Annotated in this window: 13 protein-coding genes; 7 read left to right on the plus strand and 6 right to left on the minus strand. The window is 38.1% G+C overall.

Annotated features, from left to right (window positions below):
- Positions 1-893 precede the first annotated feature (893 nt).
- The 7 genes from GVO62_RS14975 (at position 894) to GVO62_RS15005 (ending at position 7092) form a co-directional block, all read left to right on the plus strand.
- Complete coding sequence (locus tag GVO62_RS14975) at positions 894-1697, plus strand: hypothetical protein (RefSeq protein WP_159119923.1); 804 nt, start codon at positions 894-896, stop codon at positions 1695-1697.
- A 117-nt stretch (positions 1698-1814) separates the two neighbouring features.
- Positions 1815-2570: a transglutaminase-like domain-containing protein gene (locus tag GVO62_RS14980; protein WP_159119924.1), complete on the plus strand. Its 756-nt coding sequence runs from the start codon at positions 1815-1817 to the stop codon at positions 2568-2570.
- A gap of 84 nt (positions 2571-2654) precedes the next feature.
- A complete protein-coding gene (locus GVO62_RS14985) occupies positions 2655-3674 on the plus strand; it encodes a glycosyltransferase family 2 protein (RefSeq protein ID WP_159119925.1) in 1020 nt (339 codons plus the stop codon).
- Complete coding sequence (locus GVO62_RS14990; RefSeq protein WP_159119926.1) at positions 3664-4515, plus strand: hypothetical protein; 852 nt, start codon at positions 3664-3666, stop codon at positions 4513-4515. Before GVO62_RS14985 ends, GVO62_RS14990 begins: the two co-directional genes overlap by 11 nt.
- A 135-nt stretch (positions 4516-4650) precedes the next feature.
- Positions 4651-5643, plus strand: a complete 993-nt coding sequence (locus tag GVO62_RS14995; RefSeq protein WP_159119927.1) for a glycosyltransferase family A protein — start codon at positions 4651-4653, stop codon at positions 5641-5643.
- Complete coding sequence (locus tag GVO62_RS15000; RefSeq protein WP_201282665.1) at positions 5640-6344, plus strand: SGNH/GDSL hydrolase family protein; 705 nt, start codon at positions 5640-5642, stop codon at positions 6342-6344. The genes GVO62_RS14995 and GVO62_RS15000 overlap by 4 nt, the downstream gene beginning before the upstream one ends.
- On the plus strand, positions 6334-7092 hold the full coding sequence (locus GVO62_RS15005) for a sulfotransferase family 2 domain-containing protein (protein ID WP_159119928.1): 759 nt from the start codon (positions 6334-6336) through the stop codon (positions 7090-7092). Before GVO62_RS15000 ends, GVO62_RS15005 begins: the two co-directional genes overlap by 11 nt.
- Positions 7093-7121: 29 nt before the next feature.
- On the opposite strand, the gene GVO62_RS15010 is transcribed toward GVO62_RS15005, so the two are convergent.
- Genes GVO62_RS15010 through asnB form a run of 6 tightly spaced genes read right to left on the minus strand, consistent with a single transcriptional unit; the run spans position 7122 to position 14775 of the window.
- On the minus strand, positions 7122-8594 hold the full coding sequence (locus tag GVO62_RS15010) for an oligosaccharide flippase family protein (protein ID WP_159119929.1): 1473 nt from the start codon (positions 8592-8594) through the stop codon (positions 7122-7124).
- A complete protein-coding gene (locus GVO62_RS15015; protein WP_159119930.1) occupies positions 8587-9456 on the minus strand; it encodes a glycosyltransferase in 870 nt (289 codons plus the stop codon). Before GVO62_RS15015 ends, GVO62_RS15010 begins: the two co-directional genes overlap by 8 nt.
- 6 nt (positions 9457-9462) lie before the next feature.
- A complete protein-coding gene (locus GVO62_RS15020; protein ID WP_159119931.1) occupies positions 9463-10743 on the minus strand; it encodes an O-antigen ligase family protein in 1281 nt (426 codons plus the stop codon).
- Positions 10736-11848: a glycosyltransferase gene (locus GVO62_RS15025; RefSeq protein ID WP_159119932.1), complete on the minus strand. Its 1113-nt coding sequence runs from the start codon at positions 11846-11848 to the stop codon at positions 10736-10738. Before GVO62_RS15025 ends, GVO62_RS15020 begins: the two co-directional genes overlap by 8 nt.
- Positions 11841-12905 (minus strand): acyltransferase family protein, encoded by a 1065-nt coding sequence (locus GVO62_RS15030; protein ID WP_159119933.1) that lies wholly within the window; start codon positions 12903-12905, stop codon positions 11841-11843. The genes GVO62_RS15025 and GVO62_RS15030 overlap by 8 nt, the downstream gene beginning before the upstream one ends.
- Positions 12895-14775 (minus strand): asparagine synthase (glutamine-hydrolyzing), encoded by a 1881-nt coding sequence (gene asnB, locus GVO62_RS15035; protein WP_159119934.1) that lies wholly within the window; start codon positions 14773-14775, stop codon positions 12895-12897. Before asnB ends, GVO62_RS15030 begins: the two co-directional genes overlap by 11 nt.

Here is a 14775-nt window from a genome sequence, read left to right on the forward strand (position 1 = left end):
CGGTTTTTCTTTGCTCAGCAGGCCGAGTAAGTTTTCAATTTGTTTCTCGGAATTGTAGTTAACCACGATCATTGAGAAAAGCATGTCAAATACTCCTTTTTACAAATATGTCCCTTTATGTCCAAATTATTATTCAGTATTCGTGACGACAGTTACTACACGTACTATTTTAATTTTAAATTAATATATACTTATAGCAGCTTAATGCTGGCTTTCTTGGGTTGGCTAAAAAATAGCCATCGAGAATAGTGGTAACAAAAATATGTTACAAAATAGAGATTTTAAGTAGAAATGTTTGTAATTTAATGCTTTAAGCGGATAAAGAAGAATTCACAAGAATAAGATTACAGTGTTGGTATCTCATAATTAATGACATGTCCCACTCGCAATTTAGTTAAAATTAAAACAAAAAAGGCGCGAGTCAAAGTCCTGAGTACACTATCTAATGAAACTTTTTCTCGAAGTGCACTTATTTACCGAAGCTACGTTAGCGCGATCAAAGTGGATAATGGCTACGGGTTTTGTGACATTGAAATGATAACCTAGAAGTTGAAAATGGCTATTTACTTCTCCATCTCTCTGAGTCACGAGAACGAAGACAAAATGAAAACTTCAACGGTCTGTTGAGTCAGTATATACGAAATGGCACTGACTTAAGGACAGTAACCGATAAGCAGAATTGAAGTTAAAAAAGTAATGAATGCCAAGTCAAGTCAAGAAAGTGACTAGGCTATAGCCACACTATTGCAGTATTCAATGAGGTATGAAAGGTAGTTAAGCGAAAGATTTACTTCGGACTTAAATTTGTGCGCACAACTAAGCAAATCGATTATTATTGCAACTACAACCTTTCAAGATTAAGTTATGACTAACAGTATCAAAAAGGAATTGATATGACTGCTTTTATGCTTTACGCCACAGCAAACGAAGGTGATTATTCTTTAGACTTTCTACATTTCAAACAGTTGAAAAAGTTTTCATCGGGAGTCGATGTAATAAAACTAGTATTGGTTGTAAGCCTGGTAATTGAGAAAACGTCAAAGGACGAGCTGTTTGAACTTGCTGTCAGAAAGTTTTTTTCATATACAAGCTCTATCAAACTAGATAGTGTTATTTTCAAGAGTAATGTTGGTCGAGACTTTAGTTCCGTTGCATTGGGACTCGCTCATATAAAGAATACCTACGGCTTTCACGATAGCTTTATTTTGGTTAGAAATAGAAGTGCCTATGGTCCATTTTCTAATTACTGGTTTTCGAAGTTCAAAGACCAATTGATGAAAGCAGATATTGGAATGGTAGGCGCGACTCTAAATTTTCTTGAGCATCCCGATATCGGCAAGAGAGTTCGACCTCATGTCCAAACCTATGTTTACATGATAAAGCCATGTTTACTGGATAAATTACTTGACGATTTTCCTGCTACAAACTGCGAAGAACGTTTACAGTTAATCGATGAAGGTGAAATCAGACTCAGCGAGAGGATATGTTCTGAAGGATTTAAACTTTTGAGCCTACAGTTTCCTGAGCAAAAGGTCGGAGGAAATACTCCAATTTCAGATGGTAGATTAGTACGTGACCCAAGAGACTATTCTTCTAAACTGGTATTCAAACACAGAAATGTTGTTAAATACTACCCATCTTTTCTGGAGCTTTTTTTATCGAAGGTGAGGAAGAAGGTTTCTAAAATTTTTCGATAAGGCATTTTTTCAAATTGAAGTGGTGAGCTAATTTTGTTCAGAAGTTTAATATTATTTTTTTTAGCTTTTATATCGATAGCTTTAATTTCGCTAAACATATGGGGGTTAACCCAAACTATGGATTTGGGTAATATTGAGGTAGAGAGTTTACGTTTCAAAGATGCCGACGTTACTCTTTCGAAAGACAGTATGCGTTCCCAACTTTTACGTTTGAAAGGTGAGAGTGAACCAGATTATGCAAAAAGAGTTACAAAGGTTATTGCTTCGGGAATTGCTCACGTTCACTGGGAGCGTTATTCTCCCGCACGCTATCATCAAACAGTTCCGATTTGGGAAAACTATATACTTTATGCCATGGGAAGATGGTCAGGCATTCCTGAATTCGAAAGGTACCACTTTAGCTCTCCTATAAAATCTATTGAACGTGGTATTGGTATTTGTGGTGACGCATCAATTTTGCTTTCCCAAATATTAAATGAAAATGGAATAAAAAACCGTATCGTAACTGTACCTGGGCATGTCATGGTTGAAGTACAGTTCAAAGAAAGTGCCCAACTCTTAGACCCTGATTTTGGCGTCGTCTTCGATAAAGGGGCAGAGTTCTATCACAAAAATATCGAACAATTGCAAAAAATGTATAATACAGCGGGCTTTGATGGTAATGGTGAAGACGTTGTTGTTAATGGATTAAGCCAAAAATATAAATACTGGAATGGCGTCTCCCATTTTATTACCAAAAAACACTATTTTGAAAAATTGAGCTATATTGCCATTTGGCTCTTACCCTTGTTTATTCTATTTCTTTGTTTCTTTATTTGGCAAAGTCAAAAGAAGAAAAGTAATCAAATATGGTTGTTTTGGCGGAAAAAGTAAGTCTTTTGGGAAGAATACAAACTACTAAGCTGTTAAGGTAATAATATAAGTTATTTACCGATGACGATTAATGGATAACATAGTGTGACTAAAAATAGCGCTTTAAGCCACGCCCCGATGGTGTCAATAATTATCCCTATATTCAACCGAGAAGGACTTGTTGGAAGGGTGATAAATACAGTTCTCAAACAAACCTTTCAGAATTGGGAATTGCTTTTCATTGATGATGGAAGTACAGATAAGACAAAAAACAAAATTTCATTACTGTGTGGCAATGATGTTCGAATTCGATGTATTGACAATGTACACACTAAAGGGCCGAGCGGCGCCAGAAACACTGGGCTAGACAATGCTCAGGGTAAATATATAGCCTATCAAGACAGTGATGATGAATGGATTGAATCTCATCTTGAAACGATGGTTTCATACTTGGAAAAATATCCTGATAAGATCGATGTGATGACAGCTGACCCTCTACGCAAGTATGAGGAAACAAGAGAAGTATTTAATTACGATAAATTAGATTTATCTGATTTTAAAACTACTGATTTAGGTGGCGCATATTTGTTTGATAAATCTGAAATTTTTGATCGTCAGTTGAGAGGAAGGGTCGTAACAACTCAATGCATTGTAGGAAAGGCTGACATACTAAAATCAGTTCGGTGGAACGAAAGACTTAATGCTGCTGTTGATATTATGTATAACTTGGAGCTTTGTTCCAAAAATATTAATGTTTGTCATGTAAGTCAATACCATGCAGTTTACTGGGCGCATAGTGATAATTTGACAAATGTTTCTGGTGGTCATAGTCCTGAAAGAATGGAGCGTATTCATAGTGCCTTTGCACTTTACTGGGAGTTGGTGCTTACGACGTTAAAACTCGATCAAGCTCAAACAGAATTCGTTGAAATGAATCTGGCAAAGTGTTACGCGTGGCATTTGGCTTATCATACGTTTGAGCCTCAGAAGAAATATACAGTTGCGATTCAATATTATCAGAAAGCCCTAGCTTTGCTTCCTAATGACAATCATATTAAAAAGGCAATGAAGAAAGCCAAGTTCAAGCAGTTTTTTAATAAGCTTAGGGCAGGCCATGGAGACTAAAAGAATTGCTATTTGTTTCTTTGGTATTACGAGGTCATTAAGCTTTACTATTGAAAGCGTCGTTGAAAATGTTATTGATCCGGCTAAAGAAACAGGTGAAGTAAAGGTTTTTGCTCATTTCTTCAAACAACGCAAAATAGAAAACTCAAGGACAGGAGAATCTGCACTTTTAAACCCAAACGAGCATCATCTTCTAAACGCAGATGAAGTAGAATTGGAACAACCTGATAAGTTCTTAGCCTCATCGAACTTTGGGGCTGTGAGCAAGTTTGGTGATGGCTTCGGCGATCAATTCCAGTCTCTACGGAATTTGTTCCATCAACTGTACTCGTTGCAAAAAGTCACGTTAAATGCATTGGAGTGGAACCCTGATATAGTTGTTTTTGTTCGTCCAGACCTTCAATATCACGATAGCATGTTTAATATATACAAAAGAGCTAGCCGGTTATCTGATGGAGTGTTTGTACCAAATTGGCAACATTGGGACGGATTGAATGATAGATTTTCAGTTGCTGTGGGAACAAAAGCTATTCGTGCTTATGGACTACGCTTTGAGCAGGTTTTATCTTATTGTGAGCACATGAACGCTCCATTGCATAGTGAGAAACTACTTAAGTATGTACTCAGGAATGAACGAATTAGAACAATGGGAATTAGAGCATCAAGAGTTCGGGCTAATCTTACCCTTGCAGAAGAACCATTTCATCACTATAGAATACTTTCCTTACACAACTATCTAGCGCATTTGTGCCGCTGTAGCTTCGACAATAAATTACTTGTTAGTGCAATGTGGAGCCTTCAAGTTCTTATCTATGGCAACCCTTATAAAAACTTAAAGTAGTTGATGACTTACGACATGGTTTACCTTATTAATCATAATAAATTCGTTTGGAGAGTGAGATGCATGCTAACTAGACACATTGGTGCTAAATTTCTCGCCAGCTCGAGGCATCATAGTGGCAAAGAGAACTAAAAAATGACAGCTGTAAGCATTATTCTACCAACCTATAATCGTTCACATTTTTTAGACAACGCTTTTCAGTCTCTTTTAGCGCAGACATTTAAAGAGTGGGAGCTTATAATTGTTGATGATGGAAGCACTGACAATACAGAAGAAAAAGTTAAAGAGCTTCAATCAAAAAATACTTTCCCTATTAAATATTGTAAAAGAGAGAACGGCGGAGCTGCTTTAGCACGTAACACGGGCATTCCACTAGCTAAGGGAGAGTTTATTGCATTCTTTGATAGCGATGACTACTGGGATGCAGACCACTTAAGTCGCGCTATTTCAGCACTCAAGAAAAACCCCAGCTTAGACTGGTTATATTTTGCGTGCCGTCGTAAAGATTTTTTGACTGGAGCGCTGCTGCTTCCTTCAACGTTTTATACCAATAATCAGAAAAACCCGCTTTTTTCATGCGCTTCCCATAAATCTGATGATATCTACTTTCTTGAAAATGAAAAAGCCGCGCTCTGTCAAATAAAAGTCGGAATTGATAGCGGACTACAGAATTCAGTTTTTAGACGCCATATATTTAATAAGTTTTTACTTCCGAATTTTAGAGTTGGTGAAGACAGGCTTTTTATTCTTCAAATACTTAAAGCCAATTTTAAAGGAGCTTTCGTTGATAGGGTCACTGTGACCTATAATGTACATGATAATAATACGTCAGATACAAATTTGAATGAAAGCAATAAAGAAAAGCGCATACTAGCCATGGAGAGGTTAATTGCTAGCTATATTGAAACATTTAAGTTGTCTTCTCTTTCTTTACGCGAGAAAAATGCGCTGAGGAAGCGTCTTTCTGAAGATTATGTTTGGAAACTCGGATATAGTTTGCAGCGTGAAAATGGGAACTACAGAGATGCTGCTGCATCTATGATCAGAGGTATCAGATATTGGCCGTTCAAACTAAGCTATTGGAAAACTCTGTTGGTAACGTTGCTCAAGGGAGTTAAAGGCGGGTGAAATTCGGTTTGATAGAAAAATTTAAGGCGAACGTGCTAAAGAAAAAGAAGGTACTCGTTCTTGGTGATTCTCATACTGCTATCTTTTCACATAATTTGCTGAAACAATTTTTTGAACCAAAATACCTATTACTGGTTCAAACTGTTGGCGGGGCAACAATATCAGGTTTATCAAACCCTAATTCTCAAACTCAAGCATTGCCAATTTTCACGAAATCATTCGAAACCGTTGATCCAGATGTAACTATAATCCAACTTGGAGAAGTAGATACGGGGTTTTTATTATGGTACCAGGCGGATAAATACGAAATATCGATAAATGATATGCTTCAAAGATGTATTGAAAATTATAAGTCATTTATTCGTAACTGTAGCGGAAAATTAGGAGCGGTCGTTGTAAGCGCCCCCCTTCCTACCATAAGAGATAACCAAGATTGGGGGGACGTAGCAACTGCAAGAAAGGATGTAAAGTCTTCGCAACACGAACGTACTGAGCTTACATTACGATTTAACCAAGCCGTAAAAAAGTTCTGCATTGAGCATTCAATTCATTTCATTGATTTAGACCCAGAATCCGTAGGTGAAAATGGGCTTGTTAGTGATAAATTGCTCAATGCAGACCCCAATGATCATCACTATAACACCTGCTACTATAGTTCACTGTTAAAGCCTCATTTAGCACAGATATTCTATGAAGAATAAATTTATTCAGTTATTACCCGTTAAAGCCTATCTTCACATTCGTTGGTGGGACTTTAAAATAAATCGTAAAAAGTATTTTAATAATATTCAGGCATTGAGGCTTCGAGATACTCACGAGTGGTCTTCGTACAAGCCGTTTGACCAATCTAAAAGTATATTCGTTCATGTGCCAAAGTGTGCCGGTATTGCTGTAAATAAAGCCTTGTACGGAAACTTAGCCGGAGGTCACACTTCTTTAGATGAATATATTAATATTTTCGAACCTTCTAATTTTACGTCTTATTTTAAATTTACTTTTGTGCGCAACCCTTGGGACAGAGTAGTTTCGGCTTACACCTTTTTACAAAAAGGTGGTTTTAACGAATGGGATAGAACTTTTTTCGATGATGAACTCTCACGTTATGACAATTTTCATGATTTCGTACGTAATTGGTTGACGCCCGAAAATATCACTAAACATCACCATTTCAAACCTCAATATAGCTACATTATTGATAAATACAACCGCGTCTCAGTCGACTATATAGGGTATTTTGAAAATATTGAGGATGATTTTGAAACAATCAAAACGAAAATTGGAGTTGATGCAAGGCTTGAGAAAAAAAACGCTGTCAACCGAAAGAGTTATACTGATTATTATGATGATGAAACTATAGCTATTGTAGAAAGTGTATATGAGAAAGATATAAAGCTATTTAATTATTGCTTCACTGGACCTAAAAGCTTTGTGCGAACATTAAAACTATAGTCTCGTATTTTTAAAAAGTAGGAATGTCGCTAGGCAATCTTACTTTTTAAAAGAGAGATTCCTTTGGTTATAAGTCCTTCAATATAACCCCACTCCTCAGTTTTTCTCGCTGCCGAATAATGAATGATACTGAGCGTTAATACAAAGAGACTCATAAAAATAAATCCATTCAATATCAAGTTCAAAACTTTATAGTGAGTGTCTAAACTTACCATGTTAACGACTGAACTAGCTACCACTACGGCAATTAGTGCTGGAAGGCTTATGGTTAATAGTCGTAGGCAGTTTCTTAGACCGGTATACGAAGACGTAATATAAATAAGAAAAATTAAACATATCGCATTTTCTAAACCTACGCGCATTGCTCCGAATAAAAATAGATCTTCGAGGCCGATTAAAAAGAGGCTGCCATAAATGGTGAAAAAAGATACTACTTCGTAGTACAACATATGTTTTGTTTTGCCAAAAACTACTAAAACTCGCCGCGCTTGATTTAAAATAGCAAATGCCGGTATTAAAAGACTAAAGCAAGCGAATAACTCAGAATATTCTACCCAATTAGGCCCCAAGAATACGTAAATAATAAGCTGATGTTGGCTAGCCATAAAGCCACTTATTGGCAGGGCTAATAACATAGTACCTATGAAGCTAATGTTAAATTGCCTGGCGAATAGGGTTGCGTCGTTTTTCGTCTTATTGAGCTCTACAAGTAATGGCTGTGTTGCAGGTAATAATATTTCTGAACTTGGAATAAAGGCGAGATATTTCAAAATGTGGTAAGAGCCCAAAGAGGCTTTTCCAAAAGTACTACTAACCATGATTGTATCTAATTGAGTTCTAAAGTAGCCAAGAATAGATTGCGGAATAAGCCATCCAGAAAAGTGCCACTGCTCTTTAGCATTTATAAGAGTCAGCTTTGGTTTGTGTGGGTGAATAAAATAGGACCCCGCCACCATTGTTATCCCGTTAGCACATTGACCTAGAATCAATGCCCAGTAAGATTCAAATATCAGAGCAATACTCACTGCAATTGACACCGACAAGAATTTGGCGATGATACTTACTTTCACTAGCGGAGCGTAGTTTTGCTCTCTTCTAAGAAAGGCTACGCCTGGATTTCCTAAACAGCGAAAAATCATAAGGGCTGCAAATACATAAAAAATTGCAGTTAGCCGCGAATCTTCGTAGTAATCGGAAACAAACGGCGCTACTGCTATCATTACGAGGGCAATAAATGTCCTCAAGATTAAATCTATCGTCCAAGATGTATTAACAGTGTCGCTATCTATAGTATCTGAGCGAAGGAGGTATTGCGTAGTACCTGTATTCGCTAAAACATCCAAAAAGCCCATAAATAGAGTAGCAATAGCGACTAATCCAAAATCCTCAGGAACAAGGACTCTCGCTAGTATTAGGGTACTAACAACGCCTATAAGTTTTTTTGCGAGAGACTCAGCTACTAACAATATGCTACTTATTAGCCCTTTTTTAACGTTACTCATTATAACTAGCTTTTTTTATGAGTTTTCTTAACCTTTGCTTTACCATAACTTTTTTATAGATTGGAATGTTGTCAGAGTGTTTACTGAAGTTATTAAATATTGTGAGGTTGATTTCGTCTAGATCATTAGGCCATTTCGATACAGGGATAGCGTCCAGATAAAACTCTTGCATTTTACCTAGTTCATACCGTGCGATCCTGTTTTTATACAAAATTAGGTCATTAATTTTTAAAGGAGAAAGACTTACAAAATTATATCCCGTACCCGGTAAATGTGTAACACGATTGGGTAAATTTCTTGGCTTAAAATCTAAATTTGTATTCACAGCTTTTGTAATAAAGCTATCAATCCAATTTAATCCTCGAGGGAGTCTAAATTCGGATTGCTTTATGTGCTTAATGAAAGTGCCCTTTAGCCCGTAAAGGTTTCCAAAAAGGCAGCTCCTTTCCGTAACTAAACTTTCATAAAAAACTTGATTTCTGCCAGATAGTGGTAAACCAGCAATAGCAACCGTTTCAGGCGAAGTTGAATAGAGTTTTGAAGCCATTTTTTGAAAACAGCAAGCTGAAAATAAAACGTCGGCATCTACGAAAAAATGTATGTCTGCTTCGTCAGCAAGTTCGTGCATGTAATGATTCCATGCATTGCACTTATCACCAATGGCTAATTCTGTTATAGATAATTTGTCGAATGATAGTAAAGATTTTATTTCGTGAGCTTTTGTTACGGTATCGTCAGTACATCCATTTGCAACCAGGTGAAAAGTGCCTAGGCCTGTATCTGTGTTTTGCCATACGGACTCTATGCTCGCTTGGATATTTTCAGACTCATTGTAAGCGAACATCGTGATGTTATATTTCATTGGAATTCAACTTTTCTTATGCGTTTCATTTGTACTTTTTATAAGGAAGTAATTAACACTTAATAGTAAAACTATAAAGTAAAATGGCTCGAAAATGATAAGGTCGAGAAAAATTGCTCCAACAAAAAAACCAAGTAAACCACACATACACGCATTGTTTATGTAAGCGTAGATACTGTCCGGTTTCGCGTGCAGCTTTACGTATTTAAAATTTGAATAAGATTTTACGAAAAAATACAAGTAAATAAGTCCTGCAAGGATACCGGTATTGGCAGAAAAATTCAGTAAAGTATTGTGCGCAACGTGCGGTGACTCTCCGGGAAAATGGACACGAGATGCAATCTGAAATCGTTGGGGACCCACTCCGAAAAGAGGGTATTCTCCAGTGAGTTTTACACCGACGCTCCAAGACGCTAATCTCGGGTTGATGGGCTCATCACTGTGTTCTGCTCTACTCACAGTTTCCGATGTCCTGTTTAACAGCGCGCCTCCTTGCCAGATCACTGCGCCAACGAATGCCATCAATAATATAGTGTTAAGCTTCTTTGACCGAATTAGTGTTGTAGCAAAGAGGGTAGATATTCCTGCGCTTAACAAAGCACCTCGAGAGGCGCAAAGTATAAGAGCGTGCCACAAAAACGGAATAAGAATGATGAGCCCTATCTTTATCCTCTTATCCTTAAAGAAAAAAATGCCGAAAAGAATAAAATGCATGAGTATGACTAACAGGATAGAAAATGCATTTTCGTCTCTATATGGGCCGCTAGGAAGCCCTGAAAACCTACCTGCTTTGAACATACCCCAGTCTTGTGTGAAATATGCCTTATTTGTCCAATAAGTGTAATATACAGCTATTGCCAACATGGTATAACAGAAAATAACCAGTGCTTTTTTATTTTGAATTAAACCCAACACAATAGTGTACATAATAAATATCGTACGCATTGTGCTGAGAACAATTTCAGCTCCAGTACCGGCGAAATAGCTATCAAAGGGGGTTAACCAGTTCGAAATGTGCATAATAGCAACCAGCAGTGCTAAAGCACGATATTGACCAGACCTATATACAGCCCAGTTTATTTCACCTTTTGCAGCTTGTATCGCCCAAGCTATTATGGATAGACCTGCAGTGATTTTGAACAAAGGAATCCCTTCAAAGCTCCAAAACCAAATATATTGAGGCTGCATGACAGAAACCGTTGTATAACTCAGTGCGGCTAAATAGGGCGCGCTTACTAGCATTATTGTTGTAAACAACAATGCTAGTATGGTTAGGATTTTAACCATGGCGGCTAAGCTCCTCATAAATAGCCGTATATTGTTTATTCATAATGTTTGCATGGAAGTTAGTGTTAAAATGAGGTAAGCATTTTTCCTCCATTTTTTGGAGTAGGCTTGGATCGTTGATTATAACGCTAATCGCTTGAGAGAATGCTTCTATATCATTATTAGGGGCTACTAGACCAACCTCTCCATTTAATATAATTTCCGAGTTTCCGCCAGCATCTGTTACTACACAGGGTGTTTGCAAGGCCATCGCTTCTAATAGGGTCATTGATGTTCCCTCGCTTAAGGACGAGAGTAAAAAAAGATCCATAGCATCTATAAACGAGGACGCATTTTCCTTATATCCAGTTAAAATAACGTCACTTTCCAACTGTAGCTCATTAATAAGTCGTTCAATATTTTGTCTCTCGTCGCCGTCCCCCACCATGAGCAACTTGATATTGTTATTGCATTGTTTTACACGATGAAACGCATGCAGCATCATTTTATGATTCTTTATAGGGTCAAAGCGAGCAATAGTACCGAGTAGAAAAGTTTCATCTTTAACGCCAAGTTCTAGTCGTATGCTTTTTCGATTTTGCAAATCTTTAAATCTTGGAATTATACCGTTGTAAACAACGCTAGTTAGATTTTTAGGAAGGTACTCAAATTCTGCGAGCGCTTGCTTGGTCGCTTCAGATATAGAGGTGATTTTAGAAGTACACTGAACAAGGAATGGGTTTACTATTTTTCTCTTGTAACTTCGACTATCAGGGTAGAAGCGTCCGTGTTCGGTGAATATAACGTGAGCGTTCGTGAAGATGCTTGCCAGAGCGCCATATACCCAAGGAGTGTATTGATGGCAGTGAACAACATCAATTTTTTCCTCTACAATGTAACGCCTTAATTTCTTCACGATATCTGTATCGAATCCAGGCTTTCTTTTTTCAGCTACAATCGCTATACCTTGAGAAACAAGCGATTTACCCCAAGGGCCTATTGGAGATTCTATGCAAAAGATAGACATCGGGTGCTTAGATAAGTCACTACCTTCGATAATGTTTTTAATTACCATTTCGGTGCCACCTATCCGCATGTCAAAGGTGACGTGTAAAACTCTAGCCATTGGAGTAACTTTCCCTGTTTATTACTTTTTCATTGTGTTCGCGTGACTTCGAAAACGAGAAGTTTTTCCTAGCATTTATGAAAGGCATTTCTATAATTCTGTACATCACTTCTGATAAAACAAGAGTTATGAATAAAGTGGTAGTGTAATAAAACACAATATTTTCTTTATTTATGATATGGCCTGCAATTGCAAGGGCGTCTACATGAAGCAGATACATTGCATAAGAACGTGTGGATATATGCATAATAATCGAATGATACCGGTGCTCTCTAATACGTTTTTGGCCGTCAGCCCAGATAATCCATATTCCGAAAATAATCGCTAATTGTAACTTACCTGGTTCTATTATATGCCACTCTGGGTAATATCTTGCTACGTAATAAAAAATGTAGAGCGCTATGGAAAAGTAAAACAATCCTTGTATATGTTTTGCGAAATTTTGCCAAGTTTTATACTGGTTAAACTTTAAATAAGCCAGCAAAACTCCCATTGCACAACAATCAAGTCTTACGTGTGTTTCTTTTAAAGAATTAAATAACTCTAAACTGCGAAAAAAAGATGGGCTTAAAAGAAAAATGAAAAGAGCTGTAACCTGGACTTTATGACCAAGGCGAAAGCCCACAACTAATAGTGGTGCAATAAATAAATAAAACTGTTCCTCTACTGAAAGTGACCAGCTCACGTAAAATAAATTTAAATCAGAATTATAGTTTTGAGTAAAAAATAGATGGCTCCAAGGGAACTCAAAGTTGTTCTTGGTTAGGTATTGTTGAGCGATAGTCACAGCTAGTACTGCATAATAAGCTGGCAGTGTTCTCATCCAACGGCGAATCCAAAAGCGTGAGATGTCGATATTGCCGAACTTAGATTGTTCTTTAAAAAGCTGGTTTCCAATCAACCAACCCGAAAGAACAAAAAACAGGTCAACGCCAGTGCCACCAAATTGTAGAGGCGCGAGTACCTGAGGAGAGCCTAGGCTATTTATCGTATGACCCGTAAACACAAGCATTATTGCCAGCGCTCTAAAGCAGTCTAAAGCAAAATTACGCTGCATAACGTTCAAACCACATTTGATACATCAACATACTCCACAGCACTATGCCGTGATCGGCTTTGCGCGTTTGATGTTCTTCCCAAAATTTCTTTATAACACCGCTATCGAATACGTCGTTAAGACCACGCTGTGAATCGATGATTTGAGATTCAGACAGTGATTTCAATTCACCTCTAAACCACTCATCCAGCGGCGTACTGAAGCCCATTTTCTTTCTATACAACAGTGAATCGGGGATAAAGGGCTTAAAGACTTCTTTAAGTAGGTATTTTTTCTCACCGTCGCGATATTTCTGTGAAGAGGGTAGGGTGGCGGCGAACTCTGCAACTTGGTAATCCAGAATAGGCGCTCGTACCTCTAACGAATTTGCCATACTCATGCGATCAACTTTCACAAGGATATCGCCCGTCATGTAGGTCTTGATGTCGGTGTAAAGAATCTTGCTTAAATGGTCCGGACCGTCGGCTTTGTTATACATGTCTAAGGTATATTGACTAGGGTGGTAATCGGCGAGCTGCTGTGCAACTTCAGGCTTAACTAAGCTTTGCCACATTTCGTCAGTCATCATACTGTTTGTGATATAAAAGCCCATCGCCGGTTCGTGAGACAAGCTCGTAAGCAACGATTTGGCTTTTTTTCCGAGCGTGCCAGGCACTTTTCCAGCCAATTTCGCTAAATGTGGAAAAACAGACTTTCGGACCGCTTCGGGGAATTTGCTTCTTAGCTTGTTTTCGACATCGTCAATCGAGTACTTTTCGTAGCCAGCGAACATCTCATCGCCGCCGTCTCCCGCGAGCGCAACGGTTACAGCCTTTCTTGCCAGTTCCGAAACGAAGAAGGTCGGCACTAACGAGGGGTCAGCAAAAGGTTCATCAAAAAAGCTCACGATATGTTCTAGTCTGTCGCTAACGTTTTGGTGAACGGTAAATTCATGGTGCTCTGTTTCGTATTTTTCAGCTATTTCACGAGCGAAATCAGCTTCGTTAAATGCTTTATCATCAAATCCTATGGTACAGGTTTTTACGGGAGTTTCGCTGGCTTGTGCCATCATAGCGACAACACCCGAGCTATCCACACCGCCGCTTAAGAAAGCGCCAAGCGGAACATCACTGATCATTCTTTGTTTAGTGACTTTTTCAAGTAAGGTTTTTAACTGCGCTTTATTGGCATCTTCACTGGCACTTGTGGTGTTTTTAAAGCTCAAATCCCAATATTCATGAATGCTGAAACCGTCTTTATTAAGCATTAAATAATGAGCAGGTGGTAACTTGTGAATGTGCTTAAAAATACTCTTTGGGTCGGGAACGTATTGATATGCAAAGAAGTCATATACGGCGTCTAAGCGAATTTCTCTTGGAATGTTCTCCAGCGCCAATATAGCTTTAATCTCAGAGCCAAACGCAAATCGACCATTATCATTAAAATAGTAAAGGGGTTTTTTACCCAATCGGTCGCGTGCAATAAACAGTTCTTGCTTGTTTTTGTCCCACAGAGCAAAGGCAAACATTCCGTTTAGTTTATCTAAACACTCGGTTCCTTCGCGTGCATATAGCTCTAAAATAACTTCGGTATCTGTATGGCTTTTAAATGTAACACCGTCGTTTTCAAGCTCGGCTCGCAATTCAAGGAAGTTGTAGATCTCGCCATTAAAAACAATAACCAAGTCACCCTCTTTCGAGTACATGGGCTGATTGCCTGCTTCTGAGAGATCAAGAATACTCAGCCGCCTATGACAAAGGCCGATATGTTCATCGATATACATGCCGCTGGCATCTGGGCCTCTGTGATGAATAGCCTTGTGCATAGCTTCTAATGAAGTTTCACCGCCTTCGTTGAAATTAAAAAGGCTAAATCCTGCAATGCCACACAT

This window comes from Alteromonas sp. KUL150 (genome assembly GCF_009811475.1).
Classification (GTDB): domain Bacteria; phylum Pseudomonadota; class Gammaproteobacteria; order Enterobacterales; family Alteromonadaceae; genus Alteromonas; species Alteromonas gracilis.

What these genes read in the sequence shown, in the direction of transcription:
- GVO62_RS14995 (WP_159119927.1), top strand. Translation starts at nt 4,651, where the DNA reads ATGACAGCTGTAAGCATTATTCTACCAACCTATAATCGTTCACATTTT.
- GVO62_RS15010 (WP_159119929.1), bottom strand. Translation starts at nt 8,594, where the DNA reads ATGAGTAACGTTAAAAAAGGGCTAATAAGTAGCATATTGTTAGTAGCT.
- GVO62_RS15005 (WP_159119928.1), top strand. Translation starts at nt 6,334, where the DNA reads ATGAAGAATAAATTTATTCAGTTATTACCCGTTAAAGCCTATCTTCAC.
- GVO62_RS15020 (WP_159119931.1), bottom strand. Translation starts at nt 10,743, where the DNA reads ATGGTTAAAATCCTAACCATACTAGCATTGTTGTTTACAACAATAATG.
- asnB (WP_159119934.1), bottom strand. Translation starts at nt 14,775, where the DNA reads ATGTGTGGCATTGCAGGATTTAGCCTTTTTAATTTCAACGAAGGCGGT.
- GVO62_RS14975 (WP_159119923.1), top strand. Translation starts at nt 894, where the DNA reads ATGACTGCTTTTATGCTTTACGCCACAGCAAACGAAGGTGATTATTCT.
- GVO62_RS15015 (WP_159119930.1), bottom strand. Translation starts at nt 9,456, where the DNA reads ATGAAATATAACATCACGATGTTCGCTTACAATGAGTCTGAAAATATC.
- GVO62_RS15030 (WP_159119933.1), bottom strand. Translation starts at nt 12,905, where the DNA reads ATGCAGCGTAATTTTGCTTTAGACTGCTTTAGAGCGCTGGCAATAATG.
- GVO62_RS14980 (WP_159119924.1), top strand. Translation starts at nt 1,815, where the DNA reads ATGGATTTGGGTAATATTGAGGTAGAGAGTTTACGTTTCAAAGATGCC.
- GVO62_RS14990 (WP_159119926.1), top strand. Translation starts at nt 3,664, where the DNA reads ATGGAGACTAAAAGAATTGCTATTTGTTTCTTTGGTATTACGAGGTCA.
- GVO62_RS15025 (WP_159119932.1), bottom strand. Translation starts at nt 11,848, where the DNA reads ATGGCTAGAGTTTTACACGTCACCTTTGACATGCGGATAGGTGGCACC.